Raw genomic sequence first — 18133 nt, 5'->3', positions numbered from 1 at the left:
TGACCCTAATTGTCCCATAACGGAACTCCATGACCAACTACAGCCTGCGCGCACGCATGATGATTCTGATCCTGGCCCCGACCGTCCTGATAGGTTTGTTGCTCAGTATCTTTTTTGTTGTGCATCGCTATAACGACTTGCAGCGTCAACTGGAAGATGCTGGTGCCAGCATCATTGAACCACTCGCGGTCTCCAGCGAATATGGCATGAACCTGCAAAACAGGGAATCCATCGGCCAGCTTATCAGCGTGCTGCATCGTCGCCATTCCGATATTGTGCGGGCAATTTCTGTTTATGACGAAAATAACCGACTGTTCGTCACCTCTAATTTTCATCTCGATCCGTCTGAAATGCAGTTGGCGACAGGTTCACCGTTTCCCCGGAAGCTGAGCGTCACCCGGCACGGGGATATCATGATCCTGCGAACCCCTATTATATCGGAAAGCTATTCACCGGATGAATCCGCCGTAAGCGACGCCAAAAACACCAAAAATATGCTGGGGTATGTGGCGCTTGAGCTGGACCTTAAGTCCGTACGATTGCAGCAGTACAAAGAGATCTTTATCTCCAGCGTAATGATGCTGTTTTGTATTGGTATTGCGTTAATTTTCGGCTGGCGTCTGATGCGCGACGTGACCGGCCCGATTCGCAATATGGTGAATACCGTTGACCGAATACGTAGAGGACAGCTCGACAGCCGCGTGGAAGGTTTCATGCTGGGCGAGCTGGATATGCTTAAAAATGGCATCAACTCGATGGCTATGTCTCTCGCTGCTTACCATGAAGAGATGCAGCACAACATCGATCAGGCCACCTCTGACCTGCGCGAAACGCTGGAGCAGATGGAAATCCAGAACGTCGAGCTGGATCTGGCGAAGAAACGCGCCCAGGAAGCGGCACGTATTAAGTCTGAGTTTCTGGCAAACATGTCCCATGAGCTGCGAACACCGCTGAATGGCGTGATTGGCTTCACCCGTCTGACGCTAAAAACCGAGCTCAACACCACACAGCGCGATCACCTGAATACCATTGAACGCTCGGCTAACAATCTGCTGGCCATCATCAATGATGTACTCGACTTCTCCAAACTTGAGGCGGGCAAGCTGATTCTGGAAAGCATTCCGTTCCCGCTGCGCAGCACGCTGGATGACGTCGTTACGCTGTTAGCGCATTCATCCCATGATAAAGGGCTTGAGCTGACGCTGAATATTAAGAATGACGTACCGGACAACGTCATCGGTGACCCGCTGCGTTTACAGCAGGTGATCACCAATCTGGTCGGCAATGCCATCAAATTTACCGAAGGCGGCAACATCGACATTCTGGTCGAGAAGCGAGCCCTTAGTAACACGAAAGTGCAAATTGAAGTACAAATCCGCGATACCGGGATCGGTATTCCTGAGCGCGATCAGTCACGCCTGTTCCAGGCTTTCCGTCAGGCGGATGTCAGTATTTCCCGGCGTCATGGCGGAACCGGGCTAGGTCTGGTCATTACGCAAAAACTGGTCAACGAAATGGGTGGAGATATCTCCTTCCACAGCCAACCTAATCGGGGTTCCACGTTCTGGTTCCATATCAGCCTCGATCTCAACCCTAACGTGCTTATTGATCGTTCGACAACCCGATGCCTTGCCGGTAAACGACTGGCCTACGTCGAACCTAACGCCACCGCCGCACAATGCACGTTAGATATCTTGAGTGAAACACCGCTGGAGGTGATTTACAGCCCTTCGTTCTCCGGGTTGCCAGCGGAGCACTACGACATTCTGCTGCTCGGCATTCCGGTCACTTTGCGCGAACCACTCACCATGCAGCATGAACGGCTGGCAAGCGCAGCAGCGATGACCGACTTTCTGTTGCTAGCCTTGCCTTGTCATGCACAAATTAACGCTGAGAAATTGAAACAGGGCGGCGCGGCGGCGTGTCTGTTGAAACCTCTCACCTCAACCCGCTTACTGCCTGCGCTGACAGAGTATTGTCAGCTAAACCACAGCGCGGATCCGCTGCTGTTAGATGAAAGCAAAATTGCGATGACCGTCATGGCGGTAGACGACAACCCGGCGAACCTCAAGCTGATTGGCGCATTGCTGGAAGATAAGGTACAGCACGTCGTGCTGTGTGACAGCGGGCATCAGGCGGTGGATCGCGCCAGACAAATGCCGTTTGACCTGATCCTGATGGATATTCAGATGCCAGACATGGACGGTATTCGTGCCTGCGAACTGATCCACCAACTGCCTCATCAACAACAGACGCCGGTTATTGCGGTCACCGCACACGCCATGGCCGGGCAGAAAGAGAAGTTGCTCAGCGCCGGGATGAACGATTACCTGGCGAAGCCTATCGAGGAAGATAAGCTGCATAATCTGCTGTTACGTTACAAACCGGGCGCAAGCACATCGCTGCGGGCACTCACCGCAGAACCTCTTGAGCCGGTCGTCAATCCGAACACGACGCTCGACTGGCAACTGGCATTAAGGCAAGCCGCGGGTAAGAACGATTTGGCGCGGGATATGCTGCAAATGCTGATCGATTTTCTGCCTGAGGTGCGTAACAAAATCGAAGAGCAACTGGTCGGAGAGAACCCCGAAGGGCTGGTGGATATGATTCACAAGCTGCACGGCAGTTGCGGTTATAGTGGTGTCCCCCGCATGAAAAACCTGTGTCAGCTCATTGAACAACAGCTACGCAGTGGAACCAAAGAAGAAGAGCTGGAGCCTGAGTTTTTAGAGCTTCTGGATGAAATGGACAACGTTGCACGCGAAGCGAAACGGATATTGGGGTGATATTCGCCGGATGCGGCGTAAACGCCTTATCCGGCCTACAGGTTTCACTGTTTACCGTAGAGCCGATAAGCGTCGTGCATCGGGCAGTAAACGCCTTATCCGGTCTACAGGTTTCGCTGTTTACCGTAGGCCCGATAAGCGTCGCGCATCGGGCAGTAAACGCCTTATCCAGCCTACAGGCTTCGCTGTTTGCCGTAGGCCCGATAAGCGTCGCGCATCGGGCAGTAAACGCCTTATCCGGCCTACAGGTTTCGCTGTTTGCCTTAGGCCCGATAAGCGTCGCGCATCGGGCACATCGACGAATGCGGCTAACAATTCAGCGTAATTGCTGCCCTGCTTTAAGCGTTGCAGCTACGTTTCGCGCCGTCATTCGTACGTTGTCGCTCGCGTTCTTTAGCGCCTCATCCAGGGTACAGATGGTATAGATGACGCTGAAAACCGCATCCAGCCCATGCTCGTGTACGACCCCCACATCGGCCGTCAGGCTACCTGCGATACCGATAACCGGCTTGTTGTAACGCTTTGCGACCTTCGCCACGCCAACCGGAACCTTACCGTGAATGGTCTGACTATCCATGCGCCCTTCACCTGTGACCACTAAATCCGCATCCGCAACGCAGGCATCAAGGTGTAACGCATCGGTCACTATCTCAATACCGCAGCGTAACTGTGCGCCGCAAAACGCATACAGCGCCGCCCCCATACCACCCGCCGCACCACCACCGGCCAGATCCAGCACGTTGACGTCCAGATCGCGGGCAATAAGTCGCGCATAGTGCGTGAGCGCCCGATCCAGGCGGGTAATCATCTCCGGCGTAGCCCCTTTTTGCGGACCAAAAACCGCAGATGCGCCCTCTTTTCCAGTCAACGGGTTGGTCACATCGCAAGCCACTTCAATACGGCACCCGGCAAGACGGCTGTCTAACTGAGAAATATCAATCCGGGACAGAGATTCCAGACCGATTCCGCCTTGCGCAATTTCGTTATTTTGCGCATCCAGCAATTTTGCTCCCAGCGCTTGCACCATCCCGGAACCGCCATCATTGGTGGCGCTACCGCCAATCCCAATGATGATATGCTCAACGCCAGCGTCCAGCGCATGACGGATTAACTCCCCGGTTCCCCAGGAGGTGGTTTTCAGCGGATCGCGTAGCCTCGCAGGAACTTGTTCCAGTCCGCTGGCGGCCGCCATTTCGATAAACGCCGAGCGCTCATCACCAGATAAACCATAAAATGCCTGAATTGTGTTGCCCAAAGGGCCGGTAACATCAACATGCACAAGGTGACCTTGCGTTGCGGCAACCATCGCTTCGACCGTTCCTTCACCGCCATCTGCAACCGGGATCTTCATGTAATCCGCATCGGGCCAGATCTCACGAAACCCCTGCTCTATAGCCGTTGCCACCTCAAGCGCACTCAAACTTTCCTTATAGGAATCGGGTGCGATTACTATTTTCATAAAGCATCCTTACGCATGTTGATTATGTTAAGCATACACCAGGAGCAAAACCGCTCACTCTATAGGAGCGGTCCTGGATCACTTAGCGAACCATGCACGGACGCTTATTATCAAACGTCCAGTTCGGGATAAGATACTGCATACCCATCGCATCATCACGCGCACCCAGTCCATGTTGCTGGTACAGCTCATGCGCTTTCATGACCTGATCCATATCCAGCTCCACGCCCAGACCCGGTTTTGACGGAACCTGCACCATGCCGCCTTTGATTTCAAACGGCTCTTTGGTCAAGCGCTGGTTGCCTTCCTGCCAGATCCAGTGGGTGTCGATAGCGGTTATTTTACCCGGAGCCGCCGCCGCGACATGCGTAAACATCGCCAGCGAAATATCAAAGTGATTGTTAGAGTGCGATCCCCAGGTCAGCCCGAACTCATGGCACATCTGCGCCACACGGACAGAACCCTGCATGGTCCAGAAGTGCGGGTCCGCCAGTGGGATATCCACAGACTGCAACGACAGCGTATGCCCCATCTGACGCCAGTCGGTGGCGATCATGTTGGTGGCGGTCGGCAGACCGGTGGCGCGGCGGAACTCCGCCATCACTTCACGACCAGAGAAGCCCTGCTCGGCACCGCACGGATCTTCCGCATAGGCCAGAGAACCCTTCAGATATTTGCCGATCTTAATCGCTTCATTTAGCGACCACGCGCCGTTCGGATCCAGCGTGACGCGGGCCTGCGGAAAGCGTTTCGCTAGCGCGACAATAGATTCCGCTTCTTCTTCCCCGGCCAGTACGCCGCCTTTCAGTTTAAAGTCGTTGAAACCATACTTCTCATACGCGGCTTCCGCCAGGCGCACTACCGCATCCGGGGTCATCGCTTCTTCATGACGCAGACGATACCAGTCGCATTTATCATCCGGCTGACTCTGGTACGGCAGCGGCGTTGCCTTACGGTTACCCACGAAGAACAGGTAACCCAACATTTCAACTTCACTACGCTGCTGGCCATCCCCCAGCAAAGAGGCGACGTTTACGCCCAAATGCTGACCTAACAGATCCAACATGGCCGCTTCGATCCCAGTAACCACATGAATAGTGGTACGTAAATCGAAGGTCTGCAAACCGCGACCGCCCGCATCACGATCGGCAAAAGTATTTCGTACTGCATTCAGCACATTTTTATATTCGCCTAACGTTTTGCCTACCACCAACGGGATCGCATCTTCCAGCGTTTTGCGGATTTTTTCGCCGCCGGGAATTTCACCCACGCCGGTATGACCGGAGTTATCTTTAATAATCACAATATTGCGCGTGAAGAACGGAGCATGTGCGCCGCTCAGGTTCATCAGCATGCTGTCATGACCCGCAACCGGAATAACCTGCATAGAGGTAACCAATGGGGTAGAAAATTGTGCGCTCATAATTAAGTCCTTATTCAAAATTAGTGGCGGCCGAAAACGGGACGTTTACGGTCAAAAGTCCATCCGGGGATCAGATACTGCATTGGGCCTGCGTCATTACGCGCGCCACCGGGCAGCGCCTTATAGGCTTCATGTGCTTTCTGTACCTGATCCCAGTCCAGTTCCACGCCCAGACCGGGCGCATCGGGTACCGCAATTTTTCCGTTTTTAATCTCCAGCGGATTTTTGGTCAGGCGGCAATCGCCCTCCTGCCAGATCCAGTGGGTATCAATAGCCGTTGGATTACCCGGTGCAGCCGCGCCAACGTGGGTGAACATCGCAAGGGAAATATCAAAATGATTGTTAGAATGGCAGCCCCAGGTCAGGCCCCAGTCGTCGCATAACTGTGCCACGCGTACCGCGCCAGAAAGGGTCCAGAAGTGCGGATCGGCCAGCGGAATATCTACTGAATTCAGCATCACCGCATGGCCCATTTCACGCCAGTTGGTGGCTATCATGTTCGTTGCTACCGGCAGACCGGTTGCACGGCGGAACTCGGCCATCACTTCGCGGCCAGAAAAACCCTGTTCAGCGCCGCATGGATCTTCAGCGTAGGTCAGAACATCGTTCAGCCCTTTACACAGGGAGATGGCTTCATCCAGCAGCCAGGCACCGTTGGGATCAACCGTAATACGCGCATCCGGGAAGCATTTTTTCAGCGCACGAGCGGTGTCGATTTCCTGCTCGCCAGGCAGTACACCGCCCTTGAGTTTGAAATCTTTAAAGCCGTAGCGATCCTGCGAAGCCTGAGCCAGACGTACCACTGCCTCACTGTTCATCGCTTGCTGATGACGCAGGTGATACCACTCATGGTTTCCCGACGTACTTTCCAGATACGGTAAATCGGTCTTTGTGCGATCGCCCACGTAGAACAGATAACCGAGTACGGTGACCGCATCGCGCTGCTTGCCCGGCCCTAACAGTTCACAAACCGGCACGTTGAGCGCCTTGCCCAGCAGGTCGAGCAATGCGGCCTCCAGCGCTGCCACCGCATTAACCCGCAGTTCAAAGGTCCAGGCGCCTTTGCCAAAGGTGTCAAAATCAGCGGCCTGGTTGCCTTTATGCACCTGCTGCACCACCTTATTCAGGCGCGCCACTTCCTGGCCCAGCACCTGCGGAATCGCATCCACCAGCGTCTGATAAATCACTTCACCACCAGGCGCTTCACCGACACCGGTGTTTCCGGCATTATCGGTGAGCACCACGATATTACGAGTAAAGTATGCGTTATGCGCGCCGCCAATATTGAGCAGCATGCTGTCATGACCGGCCACCGGGATGACCTTCATATCGGTAATAACGGGACTCGATTGTGTTGTCATCATCATTGTCCTGCGACAGGTTTCAGTTCGATACGTTTAATATCGCCCACCAGCACCAGATAGCTCACCACCGCAATCAGCGCATGTACCCCGACGTAAATCAACGCGCCGTTAAACGAGCCGGTAGTCCCGACGATGTAGCCGATAGCAATTGGCGTGACGATGCCGGAGATGTTGCCAAACATGTTGAACAAACCGCCGCTCAGACCGCTGATCTCTTTAGGTGCGGTATCAGCCATCACTGCCCATCCCAGCGCACCGATACCTTTGCCGAAGAAGGCCAGCGCCATAAAGCCGATGATCATCCACTCCACATTGACGTAGTTACAGAACACCATCACCATCGACAGCAGCATACCGAGTACGATTGGCGTTTTACGGGCGATATTCAGCGAACCGGTACGGCGCATCAACCAGTCGGAAATAATGCCGCCGAGCACGCCGCCGGCGAATCCGCAAATGGCCGGAACCGAAGCAACAAAGCCAGCTTTCAAAATCGACATACCGCGAGCCTGCACCAGATAAACCGGGAACCAGGTGATAAAGAAGTAGGTCAGCGCGTTAATGCAGTATTGGCCGATGTAAATCCCGATCATCATCCGTGAACCCAGCAGCTGTTTGATTTGCCCCCACTTCACGCTAAACGGCACTTTTGTTTTGGCTGCCGCCTGATCCATGTTGATCAGCGCCCCACCTTCGGCAATGTACTCCAGCTCTTTTTGGTTTACGCCCGGGTGCTGGTTCGGTTCATGAATCACCTTCAGCCAGACGAAGCTGATAACAATCCCAAGACCGCCCATAAAGAAGAACACGTGCGACCAACCCACTTCGTGGGTCAGCCAACCCATGATTGGCGCGAAGATAACGGTGGCAAAGTATTGCGCAGAGTTAAAGATAGCGACCGCTGTGCCCCTTTCCTGTGCCGGGAACCACGCCGCCACAATACGACTGTTGCCGGGGAAGGAGGGCGCTTCAGCTAAACCGACGAGGAAACGCAGAGTAAACAGCGCAACGACAATGCCGAAACCACTGAAGATATCGACAAAACCCTGCAACAGGGTAAACATGGACCAAATAAAGATGGACCAGAAATAAACGCGTTTTGAACCAAAGCGGTCGAGCAACCAGCCGCCGGGGATCTGGCCGATAACATAGGCCCATGAGAAAGCGGAGAATACATACCCCATCCCTACCGCATCCAGACCAATGTCTTTGGCCATCTCCGAACCGGCAATGGATAAGGTGGCGCGATCGCCGTAGTTGAAGGATGTGACGATAAACAGCATCACCACTATCCAGTAGCGAGCGTTAGTGCGTTTTTCCGCGCTGCTCGCCGCCTGACTTAATGAACTCATTGTTGCACTCCTGAATCCTGGCTTTCGCCAGTTCATTCTGTACAGCACCTGTAGGGTGATCAGAATGAGAGGTTAGTGTGTGGCAGTGTTGGTACAGCTCAGGGCCGTTTTATTCTGACTCGCTGCCATTCCGGGAACTGACGGGAAAAGTATATGAAGGAGTGCCACTTGCCCTCACCGTGCATGAACACAACATTAGGGAGACAGTGAGAAGTTGTTTGGGGCATAAGCCCAAAGTAGTGGAAGTTAGTTCACGTAATTGGGGTTTTATTGCCGGGTGGCGGCTTCGCCTGGCCCGGCTTGCGGTTCAAATGGGGGTTGCATGCCCATACGGGCGAGGGAGTTATTTAAGCAAGGTTCCCCAGTTTTCTACCCAGGGATTGGATTCGCTTTCCGGTTCAGGATGCTCGCTGGCATCAATCAGCAGCATTTCTCCTACACGGTGGGCGCTTTGTTCCTGCAACAGCGCATCGAACTGCTTGCCGCCATTGCAGAAATTAACGTAGCTACTGTCGCCCAGCCCAATTACCCCGTAATGCAGATTTGGCTGGAAACCGAGATTATCTTTGATCCCCTGAAACAGCGGCACGATGCTATCCGGCAGATCGCCCTGCCCGGTCGTGGAAGTCACTACCAGCACATATTTATCCTGATATGCCTGCCAGTCGCTAAGCTCCGGATCTTCGAACACCGTAGCTTTATGACCCTGCGCCGTCAAAATAGCTTCGGCCTCTTCGGCAACCAGCAGCGCGTTTCCGTACATCGTGCCGACAAAAATTCCAATTTCCGCCATAACCGTAATCTCCTGGGACTTAAGAATCTATCTGCTCATCCTGACCTGACAGCTCGCTGAACTCAACCCTTTCATTCTCAGGGAGAAGTCCACGCCAGCCAAACTGTGATAACGCCTGCATCCAGACGTCATCCAGTCCGGCTCGAATAACCAGCGGTTCGCCGGTGAAAGGATGGGTCAGCGCAAGCTGGCTGGCATGCAGCATCAATCTCTGGCAACCGAAATGCTCTGCGGCGCTGCGGTTTTGCCGCAAATCACCGTGCTTGCTGTCGCCGATAATCGGATGGCGCAAGTGCGCCAGATGGCGTCTGAGCTGGTGCTTGCGACCGGTTTTAGGGTCCAGTTCCACCAGCCCGTAACGGGTAGTCGGATAACGCCCGGTCGCTACCGGCATTTCTACCGTTGCCAGGCCACGATAATGGGTGACAGCAGGCTGTGGGCCTTTATCATCACGGGCAAACTTATCGGCAATCTTATCCAGCTCTTCGACCAGCGGGTAATCCAGCACGGCATCATCCATCAGCCAGCCACGCACAATCGCATGATAGCGTTTCTGAATTTGATGATGTTCAAACTGCTGGGACAGCAAACGCCCGGCTTCGCTGGACAGTCCCATCAGCAGCACGCCGGAGGTTGGTCTGTCGAGACGATGGGCGGTAAATACGTGCTGACCAATTTGGTCGCGCACCGTTTGCATCACCACCACTTTCTCATCCCGGTCAAGCCAACTGCGGTGAACCAACCAGCCCGAAGGTTTATTGACGGCGACCAGCCATTCGTCCTGATAAAGAATTTCCAGCATCAGGCGTTATCACTTGTAAACAGCGCATCCAGCTCCTGCAATGCCGCCAGAAGAATGTCGCGTTGCGGGTGATCGGCTGCCAGCGCCATTTCGTAATACGGTGCGACGGCAAAAGCTTGCGGAAGCGGCTGCGCGTTATCAATCAACGTATGCATGCGGGGAATCAACACCCACTGCAGCCACTCGACCGGCTCCATGGTATCCATACAAAAAGGCTGCGTACTGGTAAACAGATGCTCTGCTGGCTCATCCATCCGCCAGTGATGATGTTCACGCAGTAGCGCTTCAAGTGCGTGTAACTGCTGGCGCACACGGTCATGAGTCGTCATGAAATTAACCTCAATGATGAAAAAATCTGGCGCGAAGAATAGCACTAGTGAAGGGAAATAAAAAAAGGGAGCACTGTAAAAACAGTGCTCCCGGTTCGTTTCGCAGCATTCCAGCTACTTTTAGTGCTCCCTGCTCATCCGTGACAACTTTTCCTGTGGTCTTGCGACCGTGTTCATCCTGAACTTTTGCATCCTGCTCACATCACCCCGATGTGAAAACTTCATCCTGAAGTATCCTGGCCATCCAGACCCGCCGAACATCCTGACCGGCTCTCATTCTCCATCCTGGAGGTGTCCTTTAACGCATCCAGCGTCTTCCTCTTTGCTTCGTCCTGAAGCCTGTCCTTGCAACACCGTCCTGGTGTGTCCTGGCGAAGAGCCATCATCCTGATGTTCTCTTCGTTGTGCGACTCCTTGTCGACAGATATAGAATCGCCTGTTTCGCTTTGTCTTACAAGATGCTTACAGGCTTACCCTTACGATTATTTTCGTATGAAAGTTGACAATAAAACACTAACCAATTGAATAATAATAAATTATTATTTTATCAATTCATTAAGTCTTTACTTATCACCTGGCAATGTCCTACAGGGCTTGTAAGAGATCTCTCACAAGATTCAGGGCAAACTGGATTACAGAACTGGCTTAAGTTGAGTGAGGAATTCCGCAAGTGAGGCCGCCAGCACCGTTCGTTTACGGGTTCCCAGCGTTTCTTTGCACACTTCACCGGACAGATTGCACACCGAAATGACGTCAAGCTCATTATCTTGTGTGGCAATAAAAAGCGTAGGTGATAGCTTGAGGCGCTTTTGCGTAACCAGATGACCAATCAGGTTTTCCTGAACGCGCCTGAAGTCATCTTCACTCCAGGTTTGCAGCAGCGTGAGCTTTTCATCCGCAAACTGCGCGTGCATATCACCAGCAAACTGGGTGGTGTAAAAAGCGTGAACGGCAGGTTGTACCACAATATCAAAGGCCCGTTCAACCGCATTGAGGTTATTTTCGCCGACACAAGGTTGAGGCTGCCAAAATACGGCATCATCTGTGGAAGAAATGATGCACGGAGAAGGTACGCCATACAGCTCTTCGCTGAGCGGCCAACTGTTGTTTTTTTCATGCCATGCGTCGCAATAACGCGTCGTAAAGGCTATCAACGCCTGCGCTGTCAATTCGTCCACTGATTTCTCTCTTCACAAAAGCCAGGATACACTTGTCGCATAGTGTATCTGGTTTATGACGGTGAAACATGTCCTCTTATGAAAATCATCAGGCGCTTAACGGCCTGACACTCGGTAAATCAACGGATTACCGAGACAATTACGATGCAAGTCTGTTGCAGGGCGTTCCGCGCAGCCTGAATCGCGACCCGCTGGATTTAAAGGCCGATAACTTGCCTTTTCACGGTGCGGATATCTGGACGCTGTATGAACTGTCGTGGCTGAATGCCAACGGCTTACCGCAAGTCGCGGTCGGTCACGTGGAACTGGATTACACCAGCGTAAATCTGATTGAGTCGAAAAGCTTTAAGCTTTACCTGAACAGTTTTAACCAGACGCGTTTTGATTCCTGGGACGCGGTACGCCAAACGCTGGAAAACGATCTGCGCGCCTGCGCTCAGGGCGATGTCAGCGTGGCGCTGTACCGCCTTGACGAACTGGAAGGGCAGCCGATAGCCCACTTTAATGGGACCTGTATCGACAATCAGGATATCGTCATCGACAACTATCAGTTCAGCACTGCGTATCTGGAAAATGCCGTGAGCAGTGAAAAGGCAGTCGAAGAGACGCTGGTCAGCCACCTGCTGAAATCCAACTGTCTGATCACCCACCAGCCCGACTGGGGCTCCATACAAATTCAGTATCGTGGACGGAAAATCGACAGAGAGAAGCTGCTGCGTTATCTGGTCTCCTTCCGCCACCATAATGAATTTCATGAGCAGTGCGTGGAACGTATTTTCAATGACATTCTGCGCTTCTGCCAGCCAGAAAAACTGAGCGTCTATGCACGCTACACGCGACGTGGCGGCCTGGACATTAACCCATGGCGCACCAACACCGATTTCACTCCGGCAACCGGTCGTTTGGTACGTCAGTAATCTTTTTTCTCAATTTTGCGTGCCGGATTCCGCGCGCAAGGTTGTGAAAGGTCATAAGCCAGGGCTATTGTAATCAATAGGGAATGACGTGTTGCGTCCCATAAGGAGTTTACTTGATTACACATATTAGCCCGCTTGGCTCAATGGACATGTTGTCGCAGCTGGAAGTCGATATGCTTAAACGCACGGCCAGCAGCGACCTGTATCAACTGTTTCGTAACTGTTCGCTTGCCGTTCTGAACTCCGGCAGTTTGACCGACAACAGTAAAGAACTGCTGTCCCGCTTTGAAAGTTTCGATATTAACGTACTGCGCCGCGAACGGGGCGTGAAGCTGGAACTGATCAACCCACCTGAAGATGCGTTTGTTGATGGACGCATTATTCGTGCGCTACAGGCTAACCTGTTTGCCGTGCTGCGCGACATTCTTTTCGTCAATGGACAGATCCATAACGCCGGTCGTTTTCAGCATCTGGATCTCGAAAGCTCGGTGCATATCACCAACCTCGTATTCTCGATCCTGCGTAATGCACGGGCGCTGCACGTTGGTGAAGCGCCGAACATGGTCGTCTGCTGGGGTGGCCACTCAATCAACGAAAATGAGTACCTGTATGCCCGTCGCGTCGGCACCCAACTGGGCCTGCGCGAACTGAACATCTGTACCGGCTGCGGCCCGGGGGCGATGGAAGCGCCAATGAAAGGCGCTGCGGTCGGCCACGCCCAGCAGCGATACAAAGACAGCCGCTTTATTGGCATGACCGAACCGTCAATCATCGCCGCTGAACCGCCTAACCCGCTGGTAAACGAACTGATCATCATGCCGGACATTGAAAAACGTCTGGAAGCGTTCGTGCGTATCGCCCACGGTATTATCATCTTCCCGGGTGGCGTAGGGACAGCAGAAGAGCTGCTGTATCTGCTGGGGATCCTGATGAATCCGGCCAACAAAGATCAAGTGCTGCCGCTGATCCTGACCGGACCAAAAGAGAGTGCGGATTACTTCCGCGTGTTGGACGAATTTATCGTGCACACGCTGGGGGAAGATGCGCGTCGCCACTATCGCATTATCATTGACGATGCGGCAGAAGTGGCACGTCTGATGAAAAAAGCGATGCCGCTGGTGAAAGAAAACCGTCGCGACACAGGAGATGCTTACAGCTTTAACTGGTCGATTCGTATCGCGCCCGATCTGCAGATGCCGTTCGAGCCGTCCCATGAAAACATGGCCAACCTGAAGCTGTACCCGGATCAACCCGTTGAAGTATTGGCCGCCGACCTGCGTCGTGCATTCTCGGGTATTGTGGCCGGTAACGTGAAGGAGGTCGGCATTCGCGCCATCGAAGAGTTTGGCCCGTACAAAATCCACGGTGACCGCGAAATGATGCGCCGCATGGACGATCTCCTGCAGGGCTTTGTTGCACAACATCGCATGAAGTTGCCAGGCTCCGCGTACATCCCTTGCTACGAGATCTGCGCCTGACCTTCAACACCCGCTAGCAGCGCTATAGCGGTGACAGTTTTGTCCATATCAAAGCCGGGTTTGGCGCATGCGCCTCCCGGCTTTTTTTAGTGATACCAGTCACATAGCTCAGACGATTATATAAATACCAATGATATGTCGTTAAATATAACGCGATACGCAAACGATTACCTTGAAAAACCAACCGTGATTTATCTTAGAAAATTATTATTAGTCGCCGAAATCATCTAAAAACAACAGTTTTTACAGCGCAACGCTCGTATCTTCGCGCCTTCGCTTTCATGAGATATGTCGTTAATGTTAGCCTTCGCGCCCGTAAATTCGCTTTGACTATTTTTTAACAGATTAATGGCCCAAATTTATCCACATAAAAGGTGGATTATTGCATTTGGGATCCCGATCACTGATACATTCATTACTAAAATGTATCTTTCCGCCCGCAAATTATTACGGCGAAAAATTATATAAAAAATCGCTCAACGAATTTCGATTTACAGTCGGGTGCTTTCTCATTGGATTGAACCCAAACCCGACTTTTTAAGCTTCCTCCAGGAGAAATAGATGGAAAACACTCAAACCAGCACTATCGTTACGGGCCAGACCCGCAGCGCATGGCGCAAGACAGATACCATGTGGATGCTGGGCCTTTACGGCACGGCGATTGGCGCGGGTGTATTGTTCCTGCCGATTAACGCAGGCGTAGGCGGTATGATCCCGCTGATCATCATGGCGATCCTTGCCTTCCCAATGACTTTCTTTGCACACCGCGGCCTGACTCGCTTTGTGCTGTCCGGTAAAAATCCGGGTGAAGACATCACCGAAGTTGTAGAAGAACACTTTGGTGTTGGTGCAGGTAAACTGATTACCCTGCTCTACTTCTTCGCTATCTACCCGATTCTGTTGGTTTACAGCGTAGCAATCACCAACACGGTTGAAAGCTTCCTGACCCACCAGCTGGCAATTACGCCGCCGCCGCGCGCAATCCTGTCACTGATCCTGATTGTCGGCATGATGACCATCGTGCGCTTCGGTGAGCAGATGATCGTTAAGGCGATGAGCATCCTGGTATTCCCGTTCGTTGCGGCTCTGATGCTGCTGGCGCTGTACCTGATCCCTCAGTGGAGCGGTGCGATTCTGGAAACCATGTCATTTGACTCTGCGGCAACCACCGGCAACGGCCTGCTGTTGACCCTGTGGCTGGCAATTCCGGTAATGGTGTTCTCCTTCAACCACTCCCCGATCATCTCCTCCTTCGCCGTGGCGAAGCGTGAAGAGTACGGTGATGAAGCAGAGAAAAAATGCTCCAAGATTCTGGCATTCGCTCACATCATGATGGTACTGACCGTTATGTTCTTCGTCTTCAGCTGCGTGTTCAGCCTGACTCCGGCAGACCTGGCAGCAGCGAAAGAGCAGAACATCTCGATTCTGTCTTACCTGGCGAACCACTTTAACGCGCCGATTATTGCCTGGATGGCACCGATCATCGCGATTATCGCTATCACCAAATCCTTCCTGGGCCACTACCTGGGCGCACGTGAAGGCTTCAATGGTATGGTGATTAAGTCTCTGCGTGGCAAAGGCAAATCCATCGAAATCAACAAACTGAACAAAATCACTGCTCTGTTCATGCTGGTAACCACCTGGATTGTGGCGACGCTGAACCCAAGCATCCTCGGCATGATTGAGACCCTGGGTGGCCCAATCATCGCGATGATTCTGTTCCTGATGCCGATGTATGCCATTCAGAAAGTACCGGCAATGCGTAAGTACAGCGGCCATATCAGCAACGTCTTCGTTGTGATTATGGGCCTGATCGCTATCTCCGCTATTTTCTACTCTCTGTTCAGTTAATTCCCCTGCGCCGCTCCTCGGGGCGGCGCACCTCGATACACAATGGACGCCTCATGATTAGCGTATTCGATATTTTCAAAATCGGCATTGGCCCTTCCAGCTCCCACACTGTTGGCCCGATGAAAGCAGGCAAACAATTCACGGATGACCTGATTGCACGCGGAATTCTCACTGACGTAACCCGCGTAGTGGTTGATGTCTATGGCTCTTTATCTCTGACGGGGAAAGGTCACCATACCGACATCGCGATTATTATGGGCCTGGCGGGTAATCTGCCGGATACCGTAGACATTGATGCCATTCCGTCCTTTATCCAGGATGTGAATACTCATGGGCGTTTGCTGCTGGCAGACGGTCAACATGAGGTCGAGTTCCCGGTCGACAAGTGCATGAATTTCCATGCGGACAATCTGTCCCTGCACGAAAACGGGATGCGCATTACCGCACTGGCGGGCGAAAAGGCCATTTACAGCCAGACTTACTATTCCATTGGCGGTGGGTTCATCGTTGATGAAGAACACTTTGGTTTACCGAACAACTCTCCGGTAAACGTGCCATATCCGTATAAATCCGCAGCTGATTTGCAACGTCATTGCCAGGAAACCGGCCTGTCGCTTTCCGGTCTGATGATGCAAAACGAACTGGCGCTGCACAGCAAAGAAGAGCTGGAACAGCACTTTGCTAACGTCTGGGAAGTGATGCGTAGCGGGATTGAACGCGGCATCACCACCGAAGGTGTATTGCCGGGCAAACTGCGCGTTCCGCGTCGTGCTGCTGCGCTGCGTCGCATGTTGGTCAGCAGTGACAAAACCACCACTGACCCGATGGCGGTTGTTGACTGGATCAACATGTTCGCGCTGGCCGTGAACGAAGAAAACGCAGCCGGTGGACGCGTGGTGACTGCACCAACCAACGGTGCATGCGGGATTGTTCCTGCCGTACTGGCGTATTACGACAAGTTTATCCGTGAAGTGAACGCTAACTCGCTGGCACGCTACATGCTGGTCGCGAGCGCCATTGGTTCACTGTACAAGATGAACGCCTCTATCTCTGGTGCCGAAGTCGGTTGTCAGGGTGAAGTTGGCGTCGCCTGCTCCATGGCAGCGGCTGGTCTGGCTGAACTGCTGGGTGGTAGCCCAATGCAGGTGTGCATCGCGGCAGAAATCGGTATGGAACACAACCTGGGTCTGACCTGCGACCCGGTTGCCGGCCAGGTTCAGGTACCGTGCATTGAGCGTAATGCCATTGCTTCGGTTAAAGCGGTGAACGCTGCACGTATGGCGCTGCGCCGTACCAGTGAACCACGCGTGTGCCTCGATAAAGTTATCGAGACCATGTACGAAACCGGTAAAGACATGAACGCCAAATACCGCGAAACCTCTCGTGGTGGTCTGGCGATGAAGATTGTCACCTGCGATTAATTCTCAGCACATTTTCGTATCTGTAGGCCGGATAAGGCGCTCGCCGCATCCGGCTTTTATTGCCTGATGGCGCTTCGCTTATCAGGCTTACGGATAGCGCTCTTTCGCAATGCTCGTCTCCACTCGTCGTGAATGTTACCCTACAGACTAATTTGTTAGGGAGAACACCGTGGCCGTCCACCTACTCATTGTTGATGCACTGAATCTCATCCGCCGTATTCACGCCGTACAGGGCTCCCCCTGCGTGGAGGCATGCCAGCACGCGCTCGATCAGCTGATTGTGCACAGTCAACCCACGCACGCCGTGGCGGTATTTGATGACGAAGCGCGTAACAGCGGCTGGCGTCACCAACGGTTACCTGACTACAAAGCCGGTCGCCCGCCGATGCCTGACGATTTACACCAGGAAATGCCCGCCTTACGCGCCGCTTTTGAACAGCGCGGCGTCTGCTGCTGGGTATCCAGCGGGAATGAAGCCGATGATTTAGCCGCCACTCTGGCGGTGAAAGTTAGCCAGGCGGGACACCAGGCGACTATCGTCTCAACCGATAAAGGCTACTGTCAGCTACTCTCCCCGACGCTGCGTATTCGTGATTATTTCCAGAAACGCTGGCTGGATGCGCCGTTTATCGAGAAAGAGTTTGGCGTACTGCCGCAACAGCTGCCAGATTACTGGGGACTGGCCGGGATCAGCAGTTCTAAAATACCGGGGGTTGCCGGTATTGGTCCTAAAAGTGCCACACAACTGCTGGCACAGTTTCCAACGCTGGAAGCGCTGTATGAACATCTGGATGACGTACCGGAGAAATGGCGTAAGAAACTCGAAGAACATCGGGAGATGGCGTTTTTGTGCCGCGATATCGCGCGGCTGCAAACAGACTTACATATCGACGGAAACCTACAACAGCTACGGCTGGCGCGGTAGCCTTATTTCCTGATGGCGCTGCGCTTATCCGGCCTACTTATTGTACAATTCTGTA

14 protein-coding genes are annotated in these 18133 nt (G+C 53.1%); 6 read left to right on the top strand and 8 right to left on the bottom strand.

Annotation, left to right across the window (positions count from 1 at the left end):
• The first annotated feature begins 29 nt into the window (after positions 1-29).
• A complete protein-coding gene (barA, locus tag JQN59_RS04665; protein ID WP_204528163.1) occupies positions 30-2786 on the top strand; it encodes a two-component sensor histidine kinase BarA in 2757 nt (918 codons plus the stop codon).
• Positions 2787-3102: 316 nt separating this feature from the next.
• Here the strand turns inward: barA and JQN59_RS04660 are convergent, their stop codons facing one another.
• The 8 genes from JQN59_RS04660 to syd form a co-directional block, all read right to left on the bottom strand.
• Complete coding sequence (locus tag JQN59_RS04660; protein WP_071445294.1) at positions 3103-4245, bottom strand: glycerate kinase; 1143 nt, start codon at positions 4243-4245, stop codon at positions 3103-3105.
• 82 nt (positions 4246-4327) lie between these two features.
• The gene (gene gudD / locus JQN59_RS04655) at positions 4328-5668 is read right to left on the bottom strand and encodes a glucarate dehydratase (RefSeq protein WP_149607748.1); all 1341 of its coding nucleotides are present in this window, start codon (positions 5666-5668) and stop codon (positions 4328-4330) included.
• A gap of 20 nt (positions 5669-5688) precedes the next feature.
• Complete coding sequence (locus JQN59_RS04650) at positions 5689-7029, bottom strand: enolase C-terminal domain-like protein (protein WP_008785688.1); 1341 nt, start codon at positions 7027-7029, stop codon at positions 5689-5691.
• Positions 7030-7031: 2 nt separating this feature from the next.
• Positions 7032-8384 (bottom strand): galactarate/glucarate/glycerate transporter GudP, encoded by a 1353-nt coding sequence (gene gudP, locus JQN59_RS04645; RefSeq protein ID WP_204528162.1) that lies wholly within the window; start codon positions 8382-8384, stop codon positions 7032-7034.
• Between the two features lie 343 nt (positions 8385-8727).
• Complete coding sequence (locus JQN59_RS04640) at positions 8728-9177, bottom strand: flavodoxin (RefSeq protein ID WP_003825676.1); 450 nt, start codon at positions 9175-9177, stop codon at positions 8728-8730.
• A gap of 19 nt (positions 9178-9196) precedes the next feature.
• A complete protein-coding gene (gene truC / locus JQN59_RS04635; protein WP_071445292.1) occupies positions 9197-9979 on the bottom strand; it encodes a tRNA pseudouridine(65) synthase TruC in 783 nt (260 codons plus the stop codon).
• The gene (locus JQN59_RS04630; RefSeq protein WP_003825670.1) at positions 9979-10308 is read right to left on the bottom strand and encodes a YqcC family protein; all 330 of its coding nucleotides are present in this window, start codon (positions 10306-10308) and stop codon (positions 9979-9981) included. Before JQN59_RS04630 ends, truC begins: the two co-directional genes overlap by 1 nt.
• Positions 10309-10940: 632 nt before the next feature.
• The gene (syd, locus tag JQN59_RS04625) at positions 10941-11486 is read right to left on the bottom strand and encodes a SecY-interacting protein (RefSeq protein ID WP_048225351.1); all 546 of its coding nucleotides are present in this window, start codon (positions 11484-11486) and stop codon (positions 10941-10943) included.
• Positions 11487-11554: 68 nt separating this feature from the next.
• Between syd and queF the strand changes: the two genes are divergently transcribed.
• The 5 genes from queF to xni all read left to right on the top strand — a co-directional run bounded on the left by queF (position 11555) and on the right by xni (position 18078).
• Entirely contained in the window at positions 11555-12403 is an 849-nt protein-coding gene (queF, locus tag JQN59_RS04620) for an NADPH-dependent 7-cyano-7-deazaguanine reductase QueF (RefSeq protein ID WP_149607747.1), read from the top strand.
• Positions 12404-12516: 113 nt separating this feature from the next.
• Positions 12517-13881 (top strand): nucleotide 5'-monophosphate nucleosidase PpnN, encoded by a 1365-nt coding sequence (gene ppnN, locus JQN59_RS04615; RefSeq protein WP_003840366.1) that lies wholly within the window; start codon positions 12517-12519, stop codon positions 13879-13881.
• 561 nt (positions 13882-14442) lie between these two features.
• Positions 14443-15732, top strand: coding sequence for an HAAAP family serine/threonine permease (locus tag JQN59_RS04610; protein ID WP_003034073.1), 1290 nt, complete (start codon positions 14443-14445; stop codon positions 15730-15732).
• 53 nt (positions 15733-15785) lie between these two features.
• Positions 15786-17153 (top strand): L-serine ammonia-lyase, encoded by a 1368-nt coding sequence (locus JQN59_RS04605; protein WP_003034070.1) that lies wholly within the window; start codon positions 15786-15788, stop codon positions 17151-17153.
• Between the two features lie 169 nt (positions 17154-17322).
• Entirely contained in the window at positions 17323-18078 is a 756-nt protein-coding gene (gene xni, locus JQN59_RS04600; RefSeq protein ID WP_103014852.1) for a flap endonuclease Xni, read from the top strand.
• The last annotated feature ends 55 nt before the right edge of the window (positions 18079-18133 follow it).

This window comes from Citrobacter sp. B72 (assembly GCF_016894305.1).
GTDB lineage: Bacteria > Pseudomonadota > Gammaproteobacteria > Enterobacterales > Enterobacteriaceae > Citrobacter > Citrobacter portucalensis.
Note: the sequence above shows the minus strand (reverse complement) of the source record. Positions and strands in the feature narration are given on the sequence as shown.